This window comes from Paenibacillus sp. FSL W7-1287, assembly GCF_038004245.1.
Taxonomy (GTDB): Bacteria; Bacillota; Bacilli; order Paenibacillales; family Paenibacillaceae; genus Pristimantibacillus; species Pristimantibacillus camelliae.
The window spans coordinates 3,078,942-3,103,997 of the sequence record NZ_JBBORD010000001.1; the positions used below are offsets into that span (position 1 = coordinate 3,078,942).

Genomic DNA, 25,056 nt, shown 5'->3' on the forward strand with positions numbered 1-25,056 from the left:
ACAAAAAACTGGCTATGGTTATTCATACGTGACCATAGCCAGTTTTTATTTATTTTACGTTGTATAGCTTCAAGCTTAGACGATAGGTTGATCGGTAGGTCTAGCGTTACCGCCTGTCGTTTTTTTCTTTTTCTCTCTCTTTTTAAATTCAAACCATAATGGGCTTGCAATACAAAGAGTAGAATATGCACCGCTAATAAGACCAATCAGCATAGCTAGTGAGAACAATCGGATGGACTCACTTCCGAACAAGAAGATAAATAGAGTCACGATAAATACAGTTAATACAGTGTAAAGGTTACGTGCCATCGTTTGCCAGATACTCGCATTAACAAGCTCAGTAAGTTGCTTCTCATTTCTCGTTGGATTAAATCGTAGATTTTCACGAATACGGTCAAAAATAACGATTTTATCATTAATCGAATAACCAAGCGTCGTTAATACAGCTGCTATAAACGGTAGATCAACTTCAAGCCTGAAAATCGAAAATAGTGCTACAACGACAAAGCAGTCGTATAGAATCGCTATATTCGCAGAAACTGCAAAACGCCATTCGAAGCGAACCATCACATATAGCATAATGAGTATCGAAGCAGCGAGAATCGCCCAAATCGTTTTCACAGCCAGCTCACGAGCTAATTCCGCAGAAACGACGTTAACCTCGAATGAAGCCCCTTCTCCGAATGAAGCTTTGAAAGCCGTTTGAATTTCTCTAGTTTGTTCATTGGTAAGCTCATCCCCAAATCGTACAGAGATACGATCATTGTTCGTGCCGCCTACCGTTGGCACTTCACTGTAGCCAAGTTCATCGAGTACGGAGATTACTTCTTGCTGCTTAACCGGTTGCTCTGTCACGGTGTCCATTGTCGTTCCTGATTTAAAGTCAATACCGAGATTAAGCTGGAAAATCAGTAGTGACAATATTCCAATTATCGTAAGCGCAATAGAAAAGGTAAAAAACTTCTTACGATTTTTCACAAAGTCATAGCGTATTTTTGTATCAAAGCGCACGAACATCTTCCTCCTTTACGCCGTAAAATTTTGGCTTCATAAAAGCATTACTCTGTACGAGCATAGACAGCAGGAAGCGTGATAAATAAATATTAGTTATGACGCTGACAATAATACTGAAGATCATCGTAAGTGCAAAGCCTTTAATTGCACCGTCTCCGATGACATATAGTGCAATACTTGCAATAATACTTGTAATGTTGGCGTCCATAATAGTACGGAATGAGTTTTTGGAGCCTGCCTTCAAGCTTGAAATCATGCTCTTTCCGCTGCGAATTTCTTCTTTAATTCGTTCTGCCGTAATAATGTTCGCATCCACAGACATCCCGACACCAAGAACAAAAGCAGCAATACCTGGCAATGTCAGAGTGGCATTAAGCCAGTTATGAACGAGAATTAGGAGCCAAGCGTAAGTAATAATAGAAATCGATGCAACAAAGCCTGGGATACGGAACACTAGCATCATGAATACTAGTACAATAACTGAGCCAATTACGCCTGCAGTTACCGTATCCTTCATGGAGTCAAGACCTAGCTTCGCCCCAACACTTTGCGTATATTTCTCCGTCAACTTAAGCGGCAATGAGCCCATATTAATGAGATCACGCAAATATTCAGCTTCTGCAACCTTTGCGTCACCTAGAGATATTTGTGCGGATGTTCCAGAAATTGGATAATTAACGACAGGATCAGATATCATTTCCTCATCCAAATAAATCGCTAATTTTTGTCCTACCAATGCACTGGTCACATCATATAACTTATTACCATCCTTTAATTCAATCGTAACAATAGGGCGATTAAAGTTATCATAAGCTACACCCGCACTATTTTCCTTAAAGTCTCTTCCATCAAGCATAATCGTTCCGTCTGGTGCTCTAAACGTTAAGTTAATAGGCTTAGCAAGCATCTCGCGAATTTCTTCTTCATTCTCTACGCCAGGTAAGCGTACACGAATACGATTCGATCCTTCTGGTAAAATCTCTGGCTCAGCTACACCAGATTCATCAATCCGTTTTTCTAATGCTTTTGCTGTTTGCTTTAGACTTTCTGGTGTTACTACTCCACCTTCATCATAAGGTGAGGCTTCATACAGCACTTCAAAGCCACCCTTAAGATCCAATCCTAATTTTACTTCTTTTAGTATTGAAGGGCTTGTCCATATGATTGCGCCAAACAGTACTACAACCACAACGGAAAAGGCTAGCAATCTTTTCATTACCATACTTTAGTTATCCCCCTTAAAATCTCAATATTCCCATTATACAGATCGAGTAATTTCACGTCAAAAAAAGAAACTCCTTCCGACAATTAGAAAGAGTCTCCCTTATATGCACTTAGCATGAGAAAATTCATAAATTGTGTTGGTTTCAAAGACAATATATCACTCACTAATTGATGGAGCTCCGGCTTGCCCTGCTTAGCATACTTCGCACTGACGCAGCGCCATATCTCGGATGCCTCAACATGATCATATCCAATCAGCCTAAATTCCTCCGCCTTACTGTTGCAAAGCTCTTCAATGACTGAATCCCACTCGATGCTGGTCAATCGCTTCACCTCCTCTAAGCTTAGGGAGCATAGCTCAACCTATATATTCGCTAATTATAACATATTTCCTGCTGATGCTTATCAATTTTGACATGGAATGGAGGATGACAAGCATAGGATGAAATGTACAGGCTTATTAAGAGAGGTGTAAGTAATGACAAAGCAAAGCTTTATTAAGGGTGCCATGATTTTATTGCTGGCAGGAATTATAAATCGAATCTTAGGTTTTATTCCAAGAATTACATTGCCACGTATTATCGGTGCTGAAGGAGTTGGGATTTATCAGCTTAGCTATCCGTTTCTTATTGTTTTATTAACCTTCATTACAGGCGGCATCCCTTTAGCTATCGCAAAATGGATTGCAGAAGCAGAGTCAGTCGGTGACACGGCCAGAGTGAAACGAATTTTCAGGACAGCTATGGTGCTAAGTGTATCGATTGCCCTTGCGCTAACAAGCTTTATGCTTTTTTTTGCACCGCTTATCATTAAGTACATTATACCTGAGCCGCGAGTTTATCAGTCCTTTTTAGTGATGACACCACTACTCGTTATTATTGGTGTTAGTGCAGTTTATCGAGGTTACTTCCAAGGTAAGCAGAATATGATTCCAAGTGCAGTTTCACAGACGATCGAAACGATCATTCGCATTATTTTCTCTTTAGTGCTCTCGTATATGCTTTTGCCTTACGGTTTGCAATGGGGAGCAGCTGGTGCAATGATTGGAGTCGTTATTGGTGAAGTGGCTTCATTACTTACGATGCTGTTCTGCTATTACCGAGAGCGCAAACGCAAGCTCTCCGCATTAGTGAATACGACTTCTGTGGAAGTAAAGACGGAAAGAACAAAGACCATAGAAGCAAAGGATTCGTCGATACTTCGCAAGCTGCTTTCCCTATCTATTCCTGTAACAGGCAGCAGACTTGTAGGCTCAGTCAGCTATTTGTTAGAATCCATCTTTACAGCGAGAAGCCTTGCAGCTGCTGGCATTATTACAAGCTTAGCTACCGCGCAGTATGGTGCTTTGCAGGGTATGATTATGCCACTTATTCTGCTGCCAACAGCATTGACCTATTCCTTAGCTGTATCACTTGTACCGTCCTTATCCGAGGCAGCTGCACAAAAACAAAACAGTCTCATTCATAAACGTCTTCATCAATCGATGCGTATCTCACTCGTAGCAGGAGCACCGTTTACCATTATTATGTTTTTGTTTGCCGAGCCGATCTGTGAGCTGCTCTATGCGCATAGAGAATATGCTCCTATGCTTCAGCTAATAGCTCCTATCGGTATATTTATTTATCTTCAGGCTCCGCTGCAGGCGACGCTGCAAGCGTTAGAGAAGCCTGGTGTAGCATTAGGAAACACCTTTATTGGTGCCGTGGTTAAAATCAGCCTGATCATTATCCTTGCATCCAATCCGGCACTTGGTATTCTTGGAGCGCTGATTGCGATTGCAGTTAATACTGTACTCGTTACCGTCCTTCATGCGTTTAGCGTAAAGCGATTTGTCGGCTTTCAAATGAATATCCTTGATTTTGTAAAGGTAGGAGCAGCGATTGTTATCGCAGGGGCGTTTGCACATTATGTAAAGTCGCTGCTGTCAGCTCAACCAGAATGGCTTAGTCTGCTGATTGCATGTGCAACGACGATGATTATTTACGTATATTTTATGTTTTTAATGAAAATTATAGATCGAGATGATTTAACACGTATCCCTTATGTTGGTAAATGGTTTAACGCGCATTAATGATCCTTTTTCTCAATATCAATGTAGATGCGATTTTTATGATCAATCGTACAGAGCAGCACCTCTTTGAACTGTGTAGCACCTTTTTCTTGAATAACATTTTTAAGCCAAAATCTTGTTTTCTGTAGCTTCTCAAGGTTATTGTCTTGTACTTTACCGTCCATGATGAGTGGTATCGGCAAGGTCTCATAGCGGAAGCCTTGTGGTATGGTATTCTCGTTTGTTGCTGGTTGATGTGCCTGCTGTTCTTTATTCTGTTCATTCTGATCACTAGCTTGCTCAGCATTAGCATCTCCCTGCTGCTGACTAGGCTTAGGAATAACAGATAGTTTTCCGCTCGTTTCTAATATTGCGAACTCAACATCATCAATGGAAGCAACCCCTTGTTCACGTAATTGAGTCATCAGATCATCCAAATTATATCGTTGCTTCTTCAGCTCATCCTTATAAATCTGTCCTTGAGCCATAATTACTGACGGCTTACCATCAAGAAATAAACGTAGCTTGCGGCTCTTTAAGGACATAAATGCAGTAATGAACTGAACCACTAACAATATCGCGATAGGGATTAGTCCATGTGTATACTCACTATCCGGATCTTCGATCACGATGACGGCTAAGTCACTAATCATAACAGAAATTACAAGATCAAATACGGACAGCTTCCCTATTTCACGTTTGCCCATGAGGCGCAGCACAATGAATACGATGACGTACATTAATAACGTTCGCCATGATAATCCAATCCAATCCATGAACCTACTTCCTCTCTAACTAACGTATGAGGTATTGTGACCGCATGAGTAACGGTTCATACAGATTAGAGTCACGTATTATATGGGAATTAACAAAAAGAAATATTGTAATGACAACTTGTACTAATTCCAGAGGGTTGACCATAAGGTAAATTATAATACTTTAAGGAGGGTTATCATGAATACAGGTACTCGCAAGCTAATGACGATGCCACTTCTGGCAGGAATTACATTCGCGCTAATTTGGCTCGCCGCCGGTGCACTGCTGCTCTCATTGTTACTGCATTTTACATCAGTGAAGGAAAGCAATCTGGGGATGATGGCTTTTATTGTACATAGCTTAGCTTCTTTTGTTGGAGGCTTTAGTGCGGGTAAGCGAGCTAGCTCTAAAGGTTGGTATTATGGCAGCAGCTTAGGAATTTTGTATGGACTTATAATTATCATTGTAAGCTTCCTCGCAACAGACGTATCACTCAGCCTTCACAGCTTTACATTACTGTTATCTGTGCTGGCAGCAGGAGCTTTCGGCGGTATGATTGGTGTTAATTTGCGTAAATAAAAATGTCCCAATAGACGACATGAATCCGTGTCGCTATTGGGACATTTTCATTGCTATAAAAGCTATGTAGCCTATTCCGCAGATGGTGCAGATTGAGATACAGTGCTGATCGCACTGCGGTCAAACGTAAGCTTAACTGTATCGTTTACACGAACAACAGCAGTATCATCAGTAAGCTCAACGATTGTTCCATGAAGGCCACCGATCGTTACGATCTTATCGCCCTTTTTCAATTGATGTAGCATTTGAGTACGCTGCTTTTGCTTCTTTTGTTGAGGACGAATAAGTAGGAAGTAAAATACAACAAACATAAGCACGAAAGGAAGTAATAATCCCCAAATACTTTGTGTTTGCGTTGCATCAGCTAGATAGATTGACATTTGTTATCACCCCTTTCAACGTTAGAATCCTTTATCATTATCGTGCAAGCCATATTGTTCAAAGAATTGATCTCTAAAATCAAGCAAGCTATCGTTCATAATGGCTTCACGCACGTTTTTCATTAAATTCACGAGAAAATGCAGATTATGATAGGTCGTTAGACGAATGCCAAACGTTTCATCTGCTTTAAGTAGGTGACGAATATATGCTCTAGAGTAATTCTTACAAGTATAGCAATCGCAATTAGGATCTAATGATCCGAAATCCTCAGCGAATTTGGCATTACGAACAACGAGTCTTCCTTCGCTTGTCATCGTTGTCCCATTTCGTGCAATACGAGTAGGCAGAACACAGTCGAACATATCGATACCACGTATTGAGCCTTCGATTAACGCATCAGGTGATCCTACACCCATGAGGTAACGAGGCTTATCCGTAGGTAAATGTGGAACTGTATAATCAAGCACCTCATACATCAGATGCTTAGGTTCTCCGACACTTAGTCCACCTATAGCATAACCCGGGAAATCCATGGAAGTCAAATCTTTTGCGCTCTGTACACGAAGATCCTCATACATGCCGCCCTGTACAATTGCGAACAATGCTTGATCATGTTTACGCTGGTGCGACGCTAGACAACGCTCAGCCCAGCGTGATGTACGCTCTGTCGATTGTTTTACATACTCATAGGTCGCAGGGTATGGTGGACATTCATCGAAAGCCATCATAATGTCAGGTCCAAGTGCATTTTGAATTTCCATAGCTTTCTCAGGGCTTAAGAACAATTTTTCGCCACTTAAATGCGAGCTGAATTGTACGCCTTCTTCGGTAATTTTACGACGATCGCTTAAGCTAAACACTTGAAAGCCGCCACTGTCAGTTAGAATTGGACGATCCCAATTCATAAACTTATGCAAGCCGCCTGCCTTTTTTACAATTTCATGCCCTGGTCGCAAAAACAAATGATACGTATTGCTGAGGATGATTTGTGCATCCATCGATTTAAGCTCCTCAGGGCTCATTGTTTTCACCGTAGCTTGTGTTCCTACTGGCATGAAAGTTGGTGTTTCAATGATGCCGTGTGGAGTATGGACTCTACCAAGACGTGCCCCTGATTGCTTACATTGTTTAATAAATTCGTATTTTATCGCCAAGTTGTTCACTCGTCCTATCTTTTAATATATAAACATTGCATCTCCAAAGCTGAAGAATCGATACTTCTTCCCAATAGCTTCTTCATAAGCCTGCATAATATGCTCACGGCCAGCAAGTGCGCTGACAAGCATAACTAGCGTTGACTTGGGAAGATGAAAGTTTGTCAGCAGTCCACTAACAAGCTGGAAGGTATAGCCTGGATAAATAAAAATCGACGTCCAGCCATTGCATGATTGAAGTGGTTCATCGCCAAAGCGCTGCCCAATCGTTTCTAATGTGCGTGCTGAAGTGGTGCCCACAGCTATTATTCTACGTTTTTCATCTCGAGCTCGTTGCAAAATTTTTGCCGTTTCTTCACTAATCTCATAATATTCCGCATGCATCTCATGCTCTTCTACCGTTTCAGAGGACATCGGGCGAAACGTACCTAAGCCAACATGCAGCGTGATATAGGCCAGCTCCACACCTTTTGCCTCAAGCTCTGCCAAAAATGCTTCTGTGAAATGCAAGCCTGCCGTAGGCGCAGCAGCTGAGCCTTCATGCTTCGAATATACAGTTTGATAACGTTCCTTCTCATCTAGTCTTTCTTTAATATACGGAGGAAGCGGCATTTCTCCAAGCTGATCTAGCAGCTCGTTAAAAATACCTTCATAGGAAAATCGAACGATTCGCGCTCCCATCTCCCCTTCCTCTTCTACTGTTGCCCGAAGTAACGGCTCGCCAGATCCGTTGTCGCCAAAATCTACAACTGTACCAATTTTCATCCGCTTTGCAGGCTTGGCCAATACTTCCCAACGATCATCCTCAAGCTGCTTTAAAAGCAGCAGCTCAATTTTCGCACCAGTATCCTGCTTCATTCCTAACAGCCTTGCTGGAATAACTCGTGTATCGTTCAACACAAGGACATCGCCCGCATGCAGCTTGCTCGATAAATCTATAAACGCTCCGTGCTCAATTGCTCCCGATTGCTTGTTAAGCATGAGCAATCTTGAAGCCGTTCTTTCCGCTAGAGGTGTTTGCGCTATAAGCTCCTCTGGAAGCTCAAAATCAAATAAATCTACATTCATCGTTTACTCAGTCCTTAGCAATTGTTGATCCTGCATAATAGTATTTCAGAATATACTGATAGTCATACCCTTCCTTAGCTAAGCCGTAGGCTCCATATTGGGATAGACCTACGCCGTGACCATTACCCGTACCATCAAACTGGAAGCCTGCTTCAGCTGTCGCTGCCCGAACATTGCCTTTTCCATCTAGTACAAACAAGTAGTCAGAGCTAGCCTTAGAGGATTGACCATTAGCACCAAGCACCTGCAAACCAGAGGCGCCATCCTGCTTCGTTCTTTTGTTGCTGCTCGCACCGAGTACGACAACCTGTCCCGTTTGTTCAATGGAAAAATACGTGCTTTGAAGCGTGCCGTCTACTCCAAGCACACCGCGTAAATCAACGGGCTTGGCTACGGCTAGCGGTTTACCATTGACGCTTACCTCCGTAGCTCTGCCCGATGGGCCCTTCTTCGTAACTTCCATCGTTGTAATCGGAGACGTAATCGATAGCCTTGCACCTATCGCCTTTAGCATTTCCTCGCTTGTATATGGTCCTCTGCGCCAGGTCATTGCATTAGATTGTATAATTTTTTCAAGTGCGACAAGCTGTACGCCGCTGTTAATGACCTCGATTGGTGAAACATTGCTCTGAATTAATGCATTGCGGCGAATATTGGTACCATCCGTATTGGATTGCAATATCGGCCTGCCCGCCGCATTCTTCATTCCTGTATCCTTTACAAGATCCTCACGGATATAGCCTACCTTGCCGTTTGGCAGGACGACACGATACCAGTTGTGTAGTCCTGCCTCGGATATCGCATCGGGACTTACTACAGATTTTAGGTAAGCTACTTCATTACCCCATATCTCTTTCGCATCAGCGGTTCTTCCACCCGCACTTGAGCTGAATAGCGTTTCAACCAGCCTTCCATTGTACATCAGCACTTCGCCCTTAGTAGCATCGACTGCTGCAGTTGTATTCTGATGCTCTGAATGTACGCCATAATATGCTTGACTTGTCGTTGTATCGACGACATGGGCAACCGTAAAGCCATTCCCTCCGTACAGTGCATACGTTCTAGCAGCCACCGCTTGAGCCTTTAATGCTTCAATCGGCCAAGATGGGAACATTTCAATAGCGACAACAGAATATAAATATTGCTCTAATGGCAGCTCATTAACGATGTACATTTGATTGTTGAGTGCTCCCGCTTCGATCGTTCCGCGATAGCTGCGCTCACTCCGCTCGGCTACAGAGACATAACCATTCGCTTCTGCTTTTACGGAAACAACCATTCCAGGATTATAAAGGTAGAGCTCATCGGAGCTATTCGCTGCGCCGTCAACACTGTGATCGACACGCATTACAAGCATATCCTCGTTACCTTTTACTGTGCTTAGCTTGCTAGACACCTTTGACGCAGCTGTCTTTACGAGCTCAAGCTCAGCTTCAGTACCTGCCAAGCCTACGAGCACGGTAAACTCCAGCTTACCTGAGCTGTTAAGCTTCATACCGACTGCTGTATCTAGCCCCTGTGCACCAAAGCTTGCGGCTGCTTTGAGTGCTTCGGATTTCGTTGCATAGCTGCCACTGCTAAGCGAGTGAGGACCTGCTACGATCATACTCGTTCCTGCAGCCTTTGATATTGTTGCATTACCCTTCCATTTGTTGAGTGCAGTAGTCGCTTCACTATGCGCACTATACCCACCTTCTAATACTTGATAGGTAGCGGTATTTTTTTTACTAAGCGAAATTAGAAACGGTGAGCCTCCCGCTGCTTTAACAGCATCGTATACCTGCTTCGCTTGATTAAACTGAGTAGCTTCAAAAACCTTTACTTTATAATCATTCATTGCGAGTCTAAGCTGATCATTCTCAGGAAAGCTTAGCCACTGCGTCGTTTGCTTAGAAGCTGTTACCGATAAATTCATCGCACTGCTTGAGCTCAGTGTCGCAGTCTTAGTCAGACTAGTATATTTTCCTGGTAGATTTACAAACAACGCAACCCGAATATTATCAAGCGTTGGAACCGCTGCTTGAGCTGTCGGTGCCAGCTGTGACGTGCCAGCAGCGAGCAAAACCATGACGATAAGCAATGTGGACATTGCACGTCTAAATGGCTTGTTCATATGATCACATCCTTATTTTTGATCTGGAAATGGTAGCCCTAAATGTCGATAGGCACCTTCCGTTACGATTCGCCCGCGAGGTGTTCGCTGCAAAAATCCAATCTGCATCAAATACGGCTCGTAAACATCCTCAATCGTTTGTGGCTCCTCGCCGATCGTAGCTGCAATGGTATCCAGCCCTACCGGCCTTCCGGAAAAGGTTGTCACCATGGCATGCAGCATTTTATGATCGATATGGTCCAAGCCCTTAGGATCGACCTGAAGCAGCTCTAACGCTGACTTTGCAATCTCTTCTGTAATGATGCCGTCGCCCCGTACCTGCGCATAATCGCGAACGCGTTTAAGCAGACGATTAGCAATACGCGGAGTCCCACGAGATCGAAGTGCAATTTCATAGGGTGCTTCACCGATAATCGCAACGTCTAATATTTCTGCTGCCCTTGAGACGATAAAAGCAAGCTCATCAACTGTATAAAATTCTAGCCGGCTAACGACCCCAAAGCGATCACGCAATGGAGCTGACAGCAGCCCTGCTCTTGTCGTTGCCCCGATTAATGTGAATGGAGGTAAATCTAGCCGTACAGATCGTGCGCTTGGACCTTTTCCGATCATAATATCGAGTGCAAAATCCTCCATAGCCGGATATAGCACCTCTTCAACTGTACGATGGAGGCGATGAATCTCATCGATAAATAATACATCGCCTTCTTGCAGGTTCGTTAATAGCGCAGCAAGGTCTCCAGGACGCTCTATCGCTGGCCCTGACGTCGTACGTAAATTCACCCCAAGCTCGTTCGCTATAATGTTCGACAATGTCGTTTTACCAAGTCCTGGAGGGCCATATAGCAGAACATGGTCCAGTGCTTCCTTGCGCAGCTTAGCTGCTTCAATGTAAATCATTAAGTTTTCTTTTGCTTTTGTTTGCCCGATGTATTCGTTCAAATAACGAGGACGCAAGCTTAGTTCTGCCGCATGCTCTTCCATCATTAAATTTGCGGAAATTATCCGTTCATCCATGCTGCTCGAGCTCCTTTCCGTTATCCCTTAAATAGCTGTTGCAGCGCCTTCTTCATCAAAACATCCACACTGTCGTCAGAGGAAACACTTTGCTGAAGCTTCTGCCACGCTTGATCAAGCTCCGTTTCTGTATAGCCAAGCGCCTTGAGCGCTTCCTTCGCTTCCATCCACGCTTTGCCTTCTGGTATCGTTTCATGCGGTGCATCCTCATATTGTAATGAGAACCCAGTACCTGAACCAAACTGATCAAAGCCAAGATCTCCAAGCTTATCCTTCAAATCAAGCACAATACGTTGAGCAGTTTTTTTACCTATACCTGGAAGCTTCGTTAAATAAGTTAGATTATCCATTTGAATCGCTTGAACAAGTGATTCAGGAGAACCTGCAGATAGCATCCCTAGCGCAACCTTAGGACCTATGCCAGAAACATCTAACAATTTACGAAATAGCGCTTTTTGTTCTCTAGATTCAAATCCGTATAATAAGATTGCATCTTCACGCACATGATAATGAATATGTACGATCATCGGTTGCTGTGCTGCCTGCAACGCATAAGGATTCGGAGCAAATACACGGTAACCAATATCTTTAACTTCTATTACCGCGTAATCTTGCTCAACATAGGTCACAATACCCTTCAAGTAATCGATCACGATGGTTTCACCTCATTAATTTTTTGTGTGAGCACTGCCGAGTGGGCATGACAGATCGCAACCGCTAAAGCATCAGCAACATCATCTGGCTTTGGAATGGCGCTAAGCTTAAGAAACATTTTAACCATTTCCTGAACTTGGCGTTTTTCCGCATTTCCATATCCAACGACCGCTTGCTTCACCTGTAGAGGTGTATATTCAGCTACAGGCAGCCCCCGCTGAGCGGCAGCAAGAATAATGACTCCTCTTGCTTGTCCTACAGCAAAAGCCGTCGTAACATTTCGATTAAAAAATAGTTTTTCAACGGCAACAGCATCAGGTTTATATCGTTCCATAAGTGCACATGCAGAATCATAAATTTGTATTAAACGTTGTTCTGGTGGTGTATGAGCTTCTGTCGTAATTGCTCCGTATTGGACAGGCGTTAACTTATGTCCTTGTTTATCAATGAATCCAAATCCAGCTATCGCAATGCCTGGATCGATTCCTAGCACTCTCATTGATCCATTCACCTCTAATCTTTTCACTGCTTAAGAGGCTATAAGATCATAAAGAAACAAGCTCTTTAAGCGTCTACCCACCATTATAACAAATCAACGTACGTATGAGAACAAATGTTTCACGTTTCATCACTGAACTAAAAATAAATAAGCCTGACAACTGAAAATAACTTCAGTCATCAGACTTTATGTTTGTTCTTTGTTATCATCGATACATAATTGATAACTATTGACTAATTCGATCAAGACGGAATTCATTAAAAGTAGATAACACACTGTCATATTCCTCTAGATCCCGAACTCTAATTCCATTCTGCAAATGCTCGAGCTCTTGCTTAGGCAATCTGCTCTCTAGGTAACGAATATTCAATTGAAAAAATGTTTTCATTATTTTTTCTCGTTCAGGAATTCCATCATATAGTGAAAATAACCCTTCATCATCTATCCCAAAAAATGCATTCGCTTTGCAATACGGTGACAAATCTTCAATTTTCTCTTCAAATCGAATCAATTGATGTGTCTGGTCAACAGAAAGCTGCCAATGTGGATTTTGTTCGGCAAGTATGACCGCATCCTCATAGGATAGCATGTCTAAATTAACGATTTCTTCTCCACATACATATACTTTATGGAGTATTCCTCTCAGCTGCTTTCCATTGCCAAACCATGAAGATAGCTCTTCCGTTTCTGCAATAATTATCCGCTCCGCGGCGACCGTTCTGCCTCCGAAAGCAAGCACAATAATAGCTACAGCAGCAGAGAATGCAAATGCTAGTCTAGCCGCACCCCAGACAAGCTTTTTTTGAGCTTTGAACCTGCGCCTTATGCGACCTTTTAATCTTTTCCACAATAGATTATGCATCATGCTGTCTCCTTCAACGTGTGTTATACATAGTGTGGACAATAATTTTATTTTCATTCTTATATATACCAACATCCAATATGAATACAAAAGCAGTATTCTGCATCCATGCACAGAATACTGCTTTGCTTAAGTTCTATTGCATTAAATATTTAACCAAGGCTTTCCGCCTGTTTTCTTTTTTGTAGTTTTTTTCGTTGCTGTTTTTGTAGTCGACTGAATATTAACCTTTTTTCCGCCACGCTTCATTTTTGACGTTGCAGCAGGACTAACCTTCGTAGCTGCAGCTTGATTCATTGCTTCAAATTTGTTAGCCTGCGTTCCACCGCACCCACAGTCTGCTTGATAAGGATTAAAGTATCCGTTAGAATGACTTGCAATATTCATTGGTGGATACATAGCAGATTGAGCACTAATCGTGTTTGCCGCAGCAACATTACCGCTAACATTCATTGGCTGCATAAAGCCCCAGTTTGCCTGAGCAGGATACGTTGGGTACCCGTAACCATAATACGATGTTGGTTGCTGATAAGCCGTCGGATAAACCATTGGCTTTTGGTTCGCTGCAGTATAAGCTACCGCATTTGGAGCCTGGTATTGATAGAGCATATTAGAATTAGATGGTGTATTAGAAGCATAGCTCTGATATTCAAGCTCAGATGGCAATGGCTTATAGCCTGCATAGTTTGCCATTGGTGCCATTTTATTTGCAGCCATCGGAGCCATTTTGTTCGCTACTGGCGCTTCATATGACATTGGTGCCATCTTGTTGGCAGCCATCGGAGCGATTTTGTTTGCTACTGGCGCTTCATATGACATGGGTGCCATCTTGTTTGCGGCCATCGGAGCGATTTTGTTTGCTACTGGCGCTTCATATGACATTGGTGCCATCTTGTTGGCAGCCATCGGAGCGATTTTGTTTGCTACTGGCGCTTCATATGACATTGGTGCTATCTTGTTTGCGGCCATCGGAGCGATTTTGTTTGCTACTGGCGCTTCATATGACATTGGTGCTACTTTGCTCGCATACGGCATCATATTCGGATATCCTGCATTTGAATTAGCTAAAGACTGTACCTTTGTAGTAGACAATGGTGCGATCGCGTTTGAATTTGCTAGCGGTGCTACCGCGTTTGAATTGCCATATGGCGACATTGCATTCGAGTTTGCTAGTGGCGCTACCGCGTTTGAATTTCCATATGGTGACATTGCATTCGAGTTTGCTAATGGCTGTACCTTTGTTGACATTGGCGCTATGGCATTCGAGTTCGCAAGTGGACTCATTTTATTCGACTGAGCCTCAACCTTTGTCGCTAGTGGAGCCACTGCATTTGAATTGCCATATGGCGACATCATTGCATTCGAATTTGCTAGCGGAGCCACCGCATTTGAGTTGCCGTATGGCGACATCGCGTTAGAGTTCGCTAACGGCTGTACCTTTGTTGACATTGGCGCTATAGCATTCGAGTTTGCTAGCGACTGTACCTTTGTCGATTGAGGTGCGATTGCGTTCGAATGTCCTAGCGGCATTACTGCATTGGAGTTCGCTAGAGGCGCCACTTTATTTGATTGTGCTTCGATCTTCGTTCCAAGTGGAGCCACCGCATTCGAGTTCGCTAGTGGCTGCATCTTTGTTGAAAGTGGCGCTACTGCGTTCGAGTTACCTAACGGTGCTAATTTATTCGATTGAGCTTCAATCTTCGTTGCAAGTGGAGCCACCGCATTCGAATTCGCTAGCGGCTGCATCTTTGTTGAAAGCGGCGCTACTGCGTTCGAGTTACCTAACGGTGCTAATTTATTCGACTGGGCTTCTACCTTCGTTGCTAATGGGGCCACCTTATTTGATTGGGCCTCAACTTTTGTAGCTAGTGGGGCCACCTTATTCGATTGGGCTTCTACCTTTGTTGCTAGTGGAGCCACCTTATTCGATTGAGCCTCAACTTTTGTAGCCTGCGGCATTACCTTTGCTGGCGCTTGTGCTTGCGGCATCACTTTCGCTGGCTTTTGAGCTTGAGGCATTACTTTTGCTGGCGCTTGAGGCACAACCTTCGCCGGTGCTTGTGCTTGAGGCGTTACCTTCGCTGGTGCCTGTGGCGTTACTTTCGGTACTTCTTGAGGAGTATATTGTACATTTATCGGTGCTGTACCTTTAATATTCGTGTTGCTTTTTCCGATTACTCCAGTATTTTTCTTACCAGTTGATGCTCCCATCATCATCGGATTAGATGCAGATTGTGCCGTTATTCCTGTCGTTAGATTTTTCGGAACATTAATCACTTGACCAGGTGATAGCTGATCCGGATTACTTAACTGACCGTTTGCCGCAACTAATGCGTCTAATGAAACATTCCATTGCTGTGACAATTTCCAAAGCGTGTCACCAGGCTGAATCGTATACGTTTGAACAGCATCAGGTGCAGGAGTAGAAGCAGCTGGTTTTGGAACAACGATTTTCGTTCCAATTAGCAGATTACTTCCATCACCTAAGCCCGGATTCAATGCCATTAAATATTCCAATGTAATGCCGTTTTGCTCAGCGATTTTATTTAATGTATCGCCTGCTACAACCGTATGGATATGGAATCCTGGCATAATTTGTTCGATCACAGAACCAACAGATGGAAGCGAATGTCCTTGCTCTGGATTAAACAATTGCGAAATTGGAACAGCTTGAGCTGAAACCATAGAAGCTGAAGCTGAGTGAGCATGGGCACCACTCGATTTCGGAATATTTACGATTTCGCCTGCCATCATCACATTCGGGTTTTTGATATGCTGGTTAGCGGCGATGAGAGTGGATAGAGGCACACCCCATTCTTGAGAAAGCTTCCACATCGTATCGCCAGTTTTTACCACATGCTGATGTATAATATTATCGTGTGATTGTCCGCTATGACCTGAGGATGACGATGGAATCTTTATCTTCATGCCAATTTGTAAATTGTTCGGGTCTATTCCTGGATTAGCGTTGACGAGTTCGGCAACGGAAACATGATATTTTTGAGCGAGGTGATGCAGCGTGTCACCCTGCTTAATAATGTGTATCTTCACTACTTGATTCCTCCTATACAAGATGTACTCGCCTACGGGCTTTTGCCGTATTTTAGTCTATACATCCTATGCAGGAAGTGGGCAGTCGTCACCGAAATTAGCAAAAATTTTAGAGGTTATTCGCCCAATCTTCAATTTCTCATCTTTCAACATCTATTTTTAACGTAAGTTTCCTATTCATGCTAATCCATAACAACAAAGAAAAAAAACTAAACAAATAAAAAAGATATTTATTAATGAACGCGAAAGCTTCACTAATAAATATCTTCAATAGTTAGCGGCTAATACTAAGCGTTATACATGCTGCTTAGCAGTAAGTTGATCATACGTATAGCTTGGGTAGCAACCAAGTACTCGTACATGGCAGCCAATGGCTTCTATTTCCTTAAGTGCCATTTGCAGCAGCAGCTCATTTAATGAATACTTAATTTCAATGTAAAAATAGTAGCTGCCTAGCTTCTTTTTCGTTGGTCTTGATTCAATTCTAGATAAATTAATTCGTCTCCAAGCAAATGCAGATAGAACTTGATGTAACGCACCAGGAAAATCCTCTGGTAACGTAATTAATATACTCGTGCGAATTTGCTCCGTCTCCATGCCCTGATACGGCTTATTGCCTACTAAGAAAAAGCGTGTATAGTTATTTTGATGATCTGTGACGGATTCTGCGATGATATCTAAGCCGTTGTTGATTGCAGCTGTCTTCGTCCCTATCGCGAACATACCCTCGTTCGGATGATCTTTAACAATACGTACTGATTCGGCAGTACTGCTTACATGCTCTGTCTCTGCATGTGGGAGATGCTTGCGAATAAAATTCAAACACTGAGACATTGCAACAGGATGACTGATTACTTTCTTTATACGAGAATAATCGATCTCTCCTCGCTCATCCTCAAGTTCTACACGGCGTCCGATCAGGTTTTGATTTGAAGGATATACCCATTCTGCTTGAATCGGCAAATCCACCTCATGAACAAGCCAATCCAAATGCAACGAAACAGACCCATCAATCGTGTTTTCAATAGGTATGACACTATATTGGCTTACATCATTAACTGTCGATAAAAACACGTCTGATATCATCCGATGATGCCGATACTGTACTTGATCATCTTCATCTTGAAAAAATAGCTTTGCCGCTTCATCAGAAACCGACCCTGCTGGTAATAGCGCTACCGTTTTCATCAGTAACCTTCCCCTTTGATAAGTTCCATAAATGGTAAATCATGCACTGCATTTACTGATTCGTAAATTACTCGAGCACCGAAATGATCGGGAGTAAGCCATAGCGTCTCTGCGCTAATTCCTTCACGCTTCATCGTCTCATTCATAAATTGTTCAAGCTGTTCCTTGCTATCACTATGACAATCGACAAATGCGATTAGCGTTGGTCCTGCACCGCTTAAAGCTGCGCCAAGCGCTCCATAATCAACTGCGTGCTCTAATATATAACTCATACCAGGGATGAGAGCTGCACGATAAGGCTGATGGATTCGGTCCTGCATAGCTTGACGAATAAGCTGCAGCTGTCCACTTGCCAGCGCCGCAACAAGCAGTGAGCTTCGTCCTATATTAAACACAACATCTTGCTTCGTATACTGCTCAGGTAAAGCATGTCTAGCCTTTTCCGTTGATAATTGAAAATTCGGTATGATAACAAGTGTTTCCAGCGCATTAGCTGGTGTGATTTTAACATAGGGAGCGTCGATGCCATCCCATGATGAAACGATAATTCCACCAAGCAAGGATGCCCCGACATTGTCGGGATGTCCTTCAAGCTCTGTTGCCATATGGAAAAGCTCTTGATCTGAAAATTTCTTCCCTAGCATCTCATTGGCAGCTACAAGAGCTCCAACTATTGCCGATGCACTGCTTCCTAGGCCTCTCGTTAATGGGATTTCACTATACATGCTAATCTTTAAGGGCTGTTCCTCTAAACCTGCTTTGGCAAACAGCTGCTGTGCTACCTTATATACAAGGTTTCTAGTATCGGTTGGCAGCTCCTCCATGCCATCTCCGTACAGGTGTACTTCTGTAGTCTCCGCTACTGACAGCTCAAGCCAGGCATACAATGATAAAGCCATGCCTAATGCATCAAAGCCTGGCCCTAGATTAGCTGTACTTGCAGGTATTTTCACGACTACTGTCTCATTTACTATATTATTCATCTGTTCCTATCCTTCTACTCGATATACGCTTTTCACTTGATGGATAACGTCCATGCCTTTGAATGAATTCAGCAAGCTTTGAATCGCTGCTTTGCTAGCGTCATGGGTAATAACTATAATTTCTGCTGTACTAGCATTTGGATTTGCCTGTTGAAGTACAGATTCTAGGCTGACTTCATTTTTCGCAAGCTCCTGAGTAATTTGTGCAAGCACCCCTGCACGATCGGCTACTTCAAGCAGTAAGAAATATTTCGAAGAAATCTGCTCATCTGTTTTTAATACCGTTTGCTTATAAGGAGCTACAACACGCTTGCCATTAATGCCAAGCTTCATATTTTTACCTATCGCTACCAAGTCAGCTACTACAGAGGTTGCGGTCGGTAATTCACCTGCTCCAGCTCCGTAAAACATCGTTTCGCCAACAGCTTCCCCTGTTACAAGCACAGCGTTAAACACTCCGTTAACGGACGCAATCGGATGCGCATTGCTTACCATTGTTGGCTGAACAGACACACTTACTTGATTCTCATCACATTCTGCGATGCCAAGCAGCTTAAGCTGGTATCCCAATCGCTTCGCATATTGAATATCTTCCTTCGTAACCGTTGATATACCTTCCACAGAAACATCCTTCAGCTCCACATTCGTATGGAAGCCTAAGCGTGCCAAAATCGTCATCTTGCGTGCAGCGTCGAGTCCCTCTACATCGCTTGTAGGATCTGCTTCTGCATAGCCTAGCTCCTGTGCTTCTTTCAATACATCAGCGTACGAGGCACCCTCCTGCGTCATCTTCGTTAAGATATAATTCGTTGTACCATTCACAATACCCATGATCTTCGTAATGCGATCTGAAGAAAAACCATCTACAAGTGTACGGATGATTGGTATACCACCTGCAACACTCGCTTCATAATAGATATCACAGCCATTGCGCTGTGCAAGCTCTAGAAGCTCCGCACCATATAGCGCCATTAGATCCTTATTGGCTGTTACAACATGTTTTCCTTGGTTAAGAGCTTCTACGATGTAATCCTTCGTCGCATCTGTGCCGCCCATCACCTCAATGATGACGTCAATTTCAGGATGACGAATGACATCATAAGCATCCTCTGTTAGCTTGCTTTGGTCGATTGCAATGCTACGTGGTTTGTTGACGTTGGATACTAATACTTTTACGATCTCAATCGCACTACCAACCTGCTTATTGAGATCCTCCTGATGATTCTCAAGAATGCGGACAACACCTGTTCCAACCGTACCCAATCCTAATAACCCTACTTTAACTGGCTTCATCTCTATCCCTCCACTTGTGGTTCGTTTTACTTTTCTATCCTTGCCCTATGACAGCTGCATGTCTAACGCCTGACTGTGTCTTAAGCAGCTCTATAAATGGATCCATGTCCATATTAAGCTTCGATACATCGACCGACAGCACGACATTCGCGTATCCCTGTAATGGAATGCTTTGATTCATCGTCAGCACATTCCCCTCGCTGGCTGCGATAATAGCTAATACATTAGACAATACACCAGATCGGTGCTCCAAGTCCATGGCTACCGTAATAATATGCTCCTTGGAAATCTCTGCTAGTGCATAAACGCCATCCTTGTACTTATAGTACGCACTTCGACTTAATCCGACGCGTTCAACAGCTTCATTGATTGTTTGAGCTTTGCCGCTTTTTAGAATGTCCTTTACCTGAATCGTTTTTACGATCGCTTCAGGTAAAATATCCTCTCGAACGACATAAAATCGAGCCGTCATCATCTGTCCTCCTAGCAAAGACATATGTTTTCTTATAGTGGACATTATATACAATTCCGTGTTCTATTTCAATAGGTATTAACAAAAAAGACGATAGCGGATATGTCCACGATCGTCTTTCGTCAGTATGTCATTAATCGTATGGATTGTAATCAGAGCCTTCAAAAAACTCAAATGCAAAATCACCAATCCGCACCGTATCGCCATCTCTTGCTCCACGTCTACGAAGCTCTTCATCAACACCCATACGGCGCAGCATGCGTGCAAAACGCATAACCGCATCGTAGCTGGTCATATTAAAGCGCTGCATATAGCGCTCAATTGCTTCACTTTCAACAACATAATCTTCATTATCACGCTTAACCGTGAAGTCCGCTTCTTTCTTACGCTCGTATTTGAACACCTTACGCTCTGATTGATCAGCAGTCGCAATATTCTGCTCTTCTTCTTCAGCAAGCTGCTTCTCTACTACTTCTAGAACATCTGCTGCCTTATAGATCAGATCATTGATCCCTTCCTTCGTTAGAGAAGAAATTGGCATAATGATGTGCTCCTTGTCGTCATACGCCTTTAGCTGCTCCATAAAGATTGGGAAATTCTCCTCTGCCTCAGGCATATCCATCTTATTCACAGCTATGATCTGCGGTCGTTCTGCAAGCTTCTCATTGTACAGTTTTAGCTCGTTATTAATTTTAATCCAATCCTCAAACGGATCACGTCCATCTGTCGCAGCCATATCGATGACATGAATAATAACCTTTGTACGCTCCACATGTCTTAGAAACTCATGACCAAGGCCTACGCCCTCATGAGCACCTTCAATTAGTCCTGGAAGATCAGCCATAACGAAGCTGCGTCCATCCCCAACATCGACAACGCCTAAGTTAGGAGATATCGTTGTAAAATGGTAAGCACCGATCTTCGGTCTCGCTCCCGATACAACGGATAGCAGTGTTGATTTCCCAACACTCGGAAATCCAACCAAGCCAACGTCCGCCATAACCTTCAATTCAAGAACTACCCAGCGCTCTTCACCAGGCTCACCGTTCTCCGAAATGTATGGAGCTGGATTCGATGGTGTTGCAAATCTCATATTGCCTCGGCCACCGCGACCACCCTTTGCAATAACAACCTCTTGTCCATGTCTTGTCAGGTCGGCCAAAACCTCACCTGTATCGTCATCTGTTACAACCGTTCCAGGCGGGATACGAACAACGGTATCTTCCGCAGATGCACCATGCATTCCTTTTACCTTACCGCGTTCACCACGGCTAGCCTTAAAGTGTTTTTGATAACGGAAATCCATTAGCGTTCTTAATCCTTCGTCCACACGAAAAATCAAATTACCGCCGTTACCACCGTCTCCACCGTACGGCCCGCCATTCTCTACATATTTTTCACGACGGAACGAGATTAAACCATCGCCACCGTCTCCGCCTTTTACAAATATCTTTGCTTTATCGACAAACATGACTTGCCTCCGTTCATACCTTAGTAATCTGCAAATCAAGCTGATCGGGTCTTAACGCTCCGATAATTTGTGCAGAACTATTCTCATTCAACTGATGCTCTATTTTTTCTTTCCACAATGACTCATTCATTATGCTTCCATGATATAGAAACTGTATATGTAGATCGTTTGATTTTTTTGCAAATGTTAATTTAAGCAGCTGATCCTCTCCAGCTTTACTAGCATAGAGACGATATATAGACAATATTTCAATAATAAGCTCACCTAGCTGCTGATCTTCTATATGAATCGATTCTCGATCATGTTCATATTCAAAGCTGATATCTAGCCTAATACTGCTTGGATAACTGCGGAAGCCAAGCAAATAGCTGACTAAATGTGGCTCCTGCAGTTTGGAGACGCTACTCTCAGCTAACATTTTAACCTTAATTCGTTCTACATATTCAGCTACTCGCTCCTGCTTTCCAAGCTTGACATAGCCGAATAGCACCTGAAGGTCGTTCATCCAATCATGTCGATGATGATTCATAACTGTGATCCATTGCTTGTGCGTTGAGCGAATCGTACTTGCCAGCTGCTCTTTATGCTGCTTCTGATGCACCCTTACATCCACTAATCCAAGCACTGCTACCCATATTACAGCAAGCAGATTAACTAGGCTGTGGCCTGGCCATACGATGATGAATAATGCAGGAATAATTGCAGTAAGCCAAAGCCACAGCCGCCACCTAAACCAACCTTTCATCTAAACCAACCTTTCGCACAAACGCTAAATGCCTATCACTGCTTTCAATTCCGACAACTCTAGCCGGTCACTGAATATGTCTTATATTAAAAATAGCCCCGACCATGCAATGCTGGAAGGGGCTATTTCCTTATTAAGCTTCTGCTGCGGCAACTGGTGCCATTTCAACTGGGTATACGCTCACTTTTTTGCGATCACGACCCCAACGCTCGAACTTAACTACGCCATCAATCTTAGCGTATAGTGTATCGTCTTTACCGATGCCTACGTTAGTTCCTGGGTGAATTTTTGTACCGCGTTGACGATACAAAATGCTTCCGCCTGAAACTACTTGACCATCAGCGCGTTTAGCGCCAAGACGCTTTGCGTGAGAATCACGACCGTTCTTAGTAGAACCTACACCTTTTTTGGATGCGAACAACTGAAGATTTAATTTCAACATCTCGTGTCCCTCCTTCTTTCGATGATTTTATTGTGGATCATGTACAGCTACATGATCACCGTATGATTGAGCGATTGTATCGAGACTAACAATCATAGACTCCAGCAACAGCTGTACCTTTGCCTCGACTTCCTTATCAGATAGATGCGGAATTTTAGAGGAAAGCCAACCATTCTTCATCTTGACTGGAAGTTCAACTCCCGCCAACGCTTCAATCGCATTTACTGTACCAACAGATACAGCAGATACACCAGCGCAGACAATGTCTTCGCCATGTCTCGCATAATTAGCATGTCCCTCGACAGCAAACGATACAATGCGATTGTTCTCTTCGTCGCGTACAATATTTATCGTAATCATCACAGCCTAATTAAGCTTCGATTTTTCCGATAGTTACTTTAGTGTACGGCTGACGATGACCTTGCTTGCGACGGTAGTTCTTTTTCGCTTTGTATTTGTAAACAGTGATTTTTTGACCTCTGCCTTGTTTTTCAACTGTTCCTGTCACTTTAGCGCCAGATACAATTGGAGAACCTGCTACAAAACCGTTGCTACCGGATACAGCTAGAACTCGGTCGAAAACAACGCTTTCGCCCTCGCTTACTTCAAGCTTTTCGATGTAAAGTACATCTCCTTCTTGAACTTTGTACTGTTTACCACCAGTTTCAATAATTGCGAACATTAATGGTGCACCTCCTTATTATTCGAAGACTCGCCTAAATCAGGTGACAGACAAGCTGTGCTTATACCCGTTTCGTGCGGTACCTGTAGTGTTGCTGTGAACAACATACCAAATGATTATAGCATAACACGCCTATCACTTCAACTCTATTTCCTGTAAATATTTCGCCGTATAGCTGTCCCGTGTTTTTTTGCGCGTCATCTCCATAAGCCCTAGCTTTGTCCAGCCAAACACGGCGCATTTCGCTGCATCGTCCTTCACCGCTTGATTAAGAAGCTTATAGATTTTTGAGCGGTTTTCCTCTTGCTCCATATCAATAAAATCAATAATGATCATACCGCCTGTATCCCTTATGCGTAGCAATCGAGCAATAAGTTCGGCAGCCTCTTTATTCGTTTGAAACAAAGTTTCCTCTAAATCATTTACGCCTACATATTTCCCTGTATTAACATCTATGACGGTTAGTGCCTCCGTCGTATCCCATATGATATAGCCTCCGCTTGCAAGTGGAATCCTTCGTTCAAAGGCTTCACGCAGCTGCTTATTGACTGAAAAATGTGAGATGATGGAATGCTCTGTTTGCATGTAACAGCGAATGTCTGGCATATGGCTTGGAGACATAAGCTTTAAGATCATCGTCACTTCCGCCTCAAGCTCCTTCGAGCTGACCCATACGGCATCAACCTCGTTGCTGTATAGATCGCGAAACACTCGTTTAAGAAGCTGTTCCTCGCTATGCAGCAGGCACGGTCCTGCATGAGCTTTAGCACGATCGAGAATATGCTGCCATTGCTCTCTTAGATGCTCAATATCACTTTTCAGTGCTTCCTCCGTCTCACCAATGGCCGCTGTGCGCATAATAATACCTTCTGGTGCCTTCATCATAGACTCTGCAATACGACGTAATCGCTCGCGCTCAGCTTCATCTAATAGCTTTTTAGAAACTCCGATATAATCAGCATTAGGCATATATACTAGCCAGCGACCTGCCAAATTATAATGAGTCGTTACACGTGCTCCCTTATTGCCCAAGGAGTCTTTTACGACTTGTACAATGAGCTGCTGCCCAGGCGTAACAAGTTGAGTAATAGCCGGCTTATGCTCTGGTTGCTTTTCCATGTTTGGGTCAAGCAAGTCATCAACATAGATAAAAGCATTTTTCGACAAGCCAATATCGATGAATGCTGCCTGCATACCAGGCAAAACATTTTTTACGATGCCTTTATAAATATTTCCGACCAAGCTCCGCTCCTTTGTTTGCTCGACAAAAAAATCAGTCAGCACCCCTTCTTTCACAACGGCCGCTTGTGTATGCAGCTGATCCATATGAATAAGCAATTGCTTCATTTCCTGCCACC

General features: G+C 43.2%; 25 protein-coding genes and 1 other annotated feature. Of the genes, 2 read left to right on the forward strand and 23 right to left on the reverse strand.

Features of this window, described 5'->3' with window-relative positions; translation table 11 throughout:
• Positions 1 to 75: 75 nt before the first annotated feature.
• The 3 genes from secF to NSQ99_RS14005 all read right to left on the reverse strand — a co-directional run bounded on the left by secF (position 76) and on the right by NSQ99_RS14005 (position 2,562).
• On the reverse strand, positions 76 to 1,011 hold the full coding sequence (gene secF / locus NSQ99_RS13995) for a protein translocase subunit SecF (protein ID WP_340837300.1): 936 nt from the start codon (positions 1,009 to 1,011) through the stop codon (positions 76 to 78).
• Positions 1,001 to 2,236, reverse strand: a complete 1,236-nt coding sequence (gene secD / locus NSQ99_RS14000) for a protein translocase subunit SecD (RefSeq protein WP_251665872.1) — start codon at positions 2,234 to 2,236, stop codon at positions 1,001 to 1,003. The genes secF and secD overlap by 11 nt, the downstream gene beginning before the upstream one ends.
• An 86-nt stretch (positions 2,237 to 2,322) precedes the next feature.
• Positions 2,323 to 2,562, reverse strand: a complete 240-nt coding sequence (locus tag NSQ99_RS14005; protein WP_285855561.1) for a post-transcriptional regulator — start codon at positions 2,560 to 2,562, stop codon at positions 2,323 to 2,325.
• Between the two features lie 154 nt (positions 2,563 to 2,716).
• On the opposite strand from NSQ99_RS14005, the gene spoVB reads away from it, so the two are divergent.
• Positions 2,717 to 4,309 (forward strand): stage V sporulation protein B, encoded by a 1,593-nt coding sequence (gene spoVB, locus NSQ99_RS14010; protein ID WP_340837303.1) that lies wholly within the window; start codon positions 2,717 to 2,719, stop codon positions 4,307 to 4,309.
• Here the strand turns inward: spoVB and NSQ99_RS14015 are convergent.
• The gene (locus NSQ99_RS14015; protein ID WP_340837305.1) at positions 4,306 to 5,064 is read right to left on the reverse strand and encodes a DUF421 domain-containing protein; all 759 of its coding nucleotides are present in this window, start codon (positions 5,062 to 5,064) and stop codon (positions 4,306 to 4,308) included. The two genes, spoVB and NSQ99_RS14015, sit on opposite strands and share 4 nt — an antisense overlap.
• A gap of 178 nt (positions 5,065 to 5,242) precedes the next feature.
• Here NSQ99_RS14015 and NSQ99_RS14020 point away from each other — a divergent pair, with 178 nt between their 5' ends.
• On the forward strand, positions 5,243 to 5,623 hold the full coding sequence (locus tag NSQ99_RS14020; RefSeq protein ID WP_340837306.1) for a TIGR04086 family membrane protein: 381 nt from the start codon (positions 5,243 to 5,245) through the stop codon (positions 5,621 to 5,623).
• Positions 5,624 to 5,694: 71 nt separating this feature from the next.
• Here the strand turns inward: NSQ99_RS14020 and yajC are convergent, their stop codons facing one another.
• From yajC to NSQ99_RS14115, 19 genes are all read right to left on the reverse strand, one after another.
• Positions 5,695 to 6,003, reverse strand: coding sequence for a preprotein translocase subunit YajC (yajC, locus tag NSQ99_RS14025; RefSeq protein WP_251665879.1), 309 nt, complete (start codon positions 6,001 to 6,003; stop codon positions 5,695 to 5,697).
• 21 nt (positions 6,004 to 6,024) lie between these two features.
• Positions 6,025 to 7,158, reverse strand: a complete 1,134-nt coding sequence (gene tgt, locus NSQ99_RS14030; protein WP_340837308.1) for a tRNA guanosine(34) transglycosylase Tgt — start codon at positions 7,156 to 7,158, stop codon at positions 6,025 to 6,027.
• Between the two features lie 21 nt (positions 7,159 to 7,179).
• Positions 7,180 to 8,226 carry a tRNA preQ1(34) S-adenosylmethionine ribosyltransferase-isomerase QueA gene (queA, locus tag NSQ99_RS14035; protein WP_340837309.1) on the reverse strand — a complete coding sequence of 349 codons (1,047 nt, stop codon included), beginning with the start codon at positions 8,224 to 8,226 and terminating at the stop codon, positions 7,180 to 7,182.
• 7 nt (positions 8,227 to 8,233) lie between these two features.
• Positions 8,234 to 10,339 carry a SpoIID/LytB domain-containing protein gene (locus NSQ99_RS14040; RefSeq protein ID WP_340837311.1) on the reverse strand — a complete coding sequence of 702 codons (2,106 nt, stop codon included), beginning with the start codon at positions 10,337 to 10,339 and terminating at the stop codon, positions 8,234 to 8,236.
• Positions 10,340 to 10,351: 12 nt separating this feature from the next.
• Entirely contained in the window at positions 10,352 to 11,356 is a 1,005-nt protein-coding gene (gene ruvB, locus NSQ99_RS14045) for a Holliday junction branch migration DNA helicase RuvB (RefSeq protein WP_251665885.1), read from the reverse strand.
• A gap of 20 nt (positions 11,357 to 11,376) precedes the next feature.
• Positions 11,377 to 12,009: a Holliday junction branch migration protein RuvA gene (ruvA, locus tag NSQ99_RS14050; RefSeq protein WP_251665887.1), complete on the reverse strand. Its 633-nt coding sequence runs from the start codon at positions 12,007 to 12,009 to the stop codon at positions 11,377 to 11,379.
• Positions 12,006 to 12,509, reverse strand: coding sequence for a crossover junction endodeoxyribonuclease RuvC (gene ruvC / locus NSQ99_RS14055; RefSeq protein WP_251665889.1), 504 nt, complete (start codon positions 12,507 to 12,509; stop codon positions 12,006 to 12,008). The genes ruvA and ruvC overlap by 4 nt, the downstream gene beginning before the upstream one ends.
• A 226-nt stretch (positions 12,510 to 12,735) precedes the next feature.
• Positions 12,736 to 13,374 (reverse strand): BofC C-terminal domain-containing protein, encoded by a 639-nt coding sequence (locus NSQ99_RS14060; protein ID WP_340837313.1) that lies wholly within the window; start codon positions 13,372 to 13,374, stop codon positions 12,736 to 12,738.
• Positions 13,375 to 13,515: 141 nt separating this feature from the next.
• On the reverse strand, positions 13,516 to 16,422 hold the full coding sequence (locus tag NSQ99_RS14065) for a LysM peptidoglycan-binding domain-containing protein (RefSeq protein WP_340837314.1): 2,907 nt from the start codon (positions 16,420 to 16,422) through the stop codon (positions 13,516 to 13,518).
• A 294-nt stretch (positions 16,423 to 16,716) separates the two neighbouring features.
• The gene (gene pheA, locus NSQ99_RS14070; RefSeq protein WP_340837315.1) at positions 16,717 to 17,610 is read right to left on the reverse strand and encodes a prephenate dehydratase; all 894 of its coding nucleotides are present in this window, start codon (positions 17,608 to 17,610) and stop codon (positions 16,717 to 16,719) included.
• Positions 17,610 to 18,593 carry a homoserine kinase gene (thrB, locus tag NSQ99_RS14075; protein WP_340837316.1) on the reverse strand — a complete coding sequence of 328 codons (984 nt, stop codon included), beginning with the start codon at positions 18,591 to 18,593 and terminating at the stop codon, positions 17,610 to 17,612. The genes pheA and thrB overlap by 1 nt, the downstream gene beginning before the upstream one ends.
• A gap of 6 nt (positions 18,594 to 18,599) precedes the next feature.
• A complete protein-coding gene (locus NSQ99_RS14080; RefSeq protein ID WP_251665897.1) occupies positions 18,600 to 19,886 on the reverse strand; it encodes a homoserine dehydrogenase in 1,287 nt (428 codons plus the stop codon).
• Between the two features lie 34 nt (positions 19,887 to 19,920).
• Positions 19,921 to 20,358 carry an ACT domain-containing protein gene (locus NSQ99_RS14085; RefSeq protein WP_251666352.1) on the reverse strand — a complete coding sequence of 146 codons (438 nt, stop codon included), beginning with the start codon at positions 20,356 to 20,358 and terminating at the stop codon, positions 19,921 to 19,923.
• Positions 20,359 to 20,491: 133 nt separating this feature from the next.
• Positions 20,492 to 21,829 (reverse strand): GTPase ObgE, encoded by a 1,338-nt coding sequence (obgE, locus tag NSQ99_RS14090; protein ID WP_251665898.1) that lies wholly within the window; start codon positions 21,827 to 21,829, stop codon positions 20,492 to 20,494.
• Between the two features lie 13 nt (positions 21,830 to 21,842).
• The gene (locus NSQ99_RS14095) at positions 21,843 to 22,574 is read right to left on the reverse strand and encodes a Spo0B domain-containing protein (protein WP_251665899.1); all 732 of its coding nucleotides are present in this window, start codon (positions 22,572 to 22,574) and stop codon (positions 21,843 to 21,845) included.
• A 133-nt stretch (positions 22,575 to 22,707) separates the two neighbouring features.
• Positions 22,708 to 23,016 (reverse strand): 50S ribosomal protein L27, encoded by a 309-nt coding sequence (gene rpmA / locus NSQ99_RS14100; RefSeq protein ID WP_251665900.1) that lies wholly within the window; start codon positions 23,014 to 23,016, stop codon positions 22,708 to 22,710.
• A 27-nt stretch (positions 23,017 to 23,043) separates the two neighbouring features.
• Entirely contained in the window at positions 23,044 to 23,376 is a 333-nt protein-coding gene (locus tag NSQ99_RS14105) for a ribosomal-processing cysteine protease Prp (protein ID WP_251665901.1), read from the reverse strand.
• Positions 23,377 to 23,386: 10 nt separating this feature from the next.
• Positions 23,387 to 23,698, reverse strand: coding sequence for a 50S ribosomal protein L21 (gene rplU / locus NSQ99_RS14110; protein ID WP_251665902.1), 312 nt, complete (start codon positions 23,696 to 23,698; stop codon positions 23,387 to 23,389).
• Between the two features lie 16 nt (positions 23,699 to 23,714).
• Positions 23,715 to 23,793: a sequence feature (ribosomal protein L21 leader region), on the reverse strand.
• A 40-nt stretch (positions 23,794 to 23,833) separates the two neighbouring features.
• Entirely contained in the window at positions 23,834 to 25,045 is a 1,212-nt protein-coding gene (locus NSQ99_RS14115) for an Rne/Rng family ribonuclease (protein ID WP_251665903.1), read from the reverse strand.
• Positions 25,046 to 25,056 lie beyond the last annotated feature (11 nt).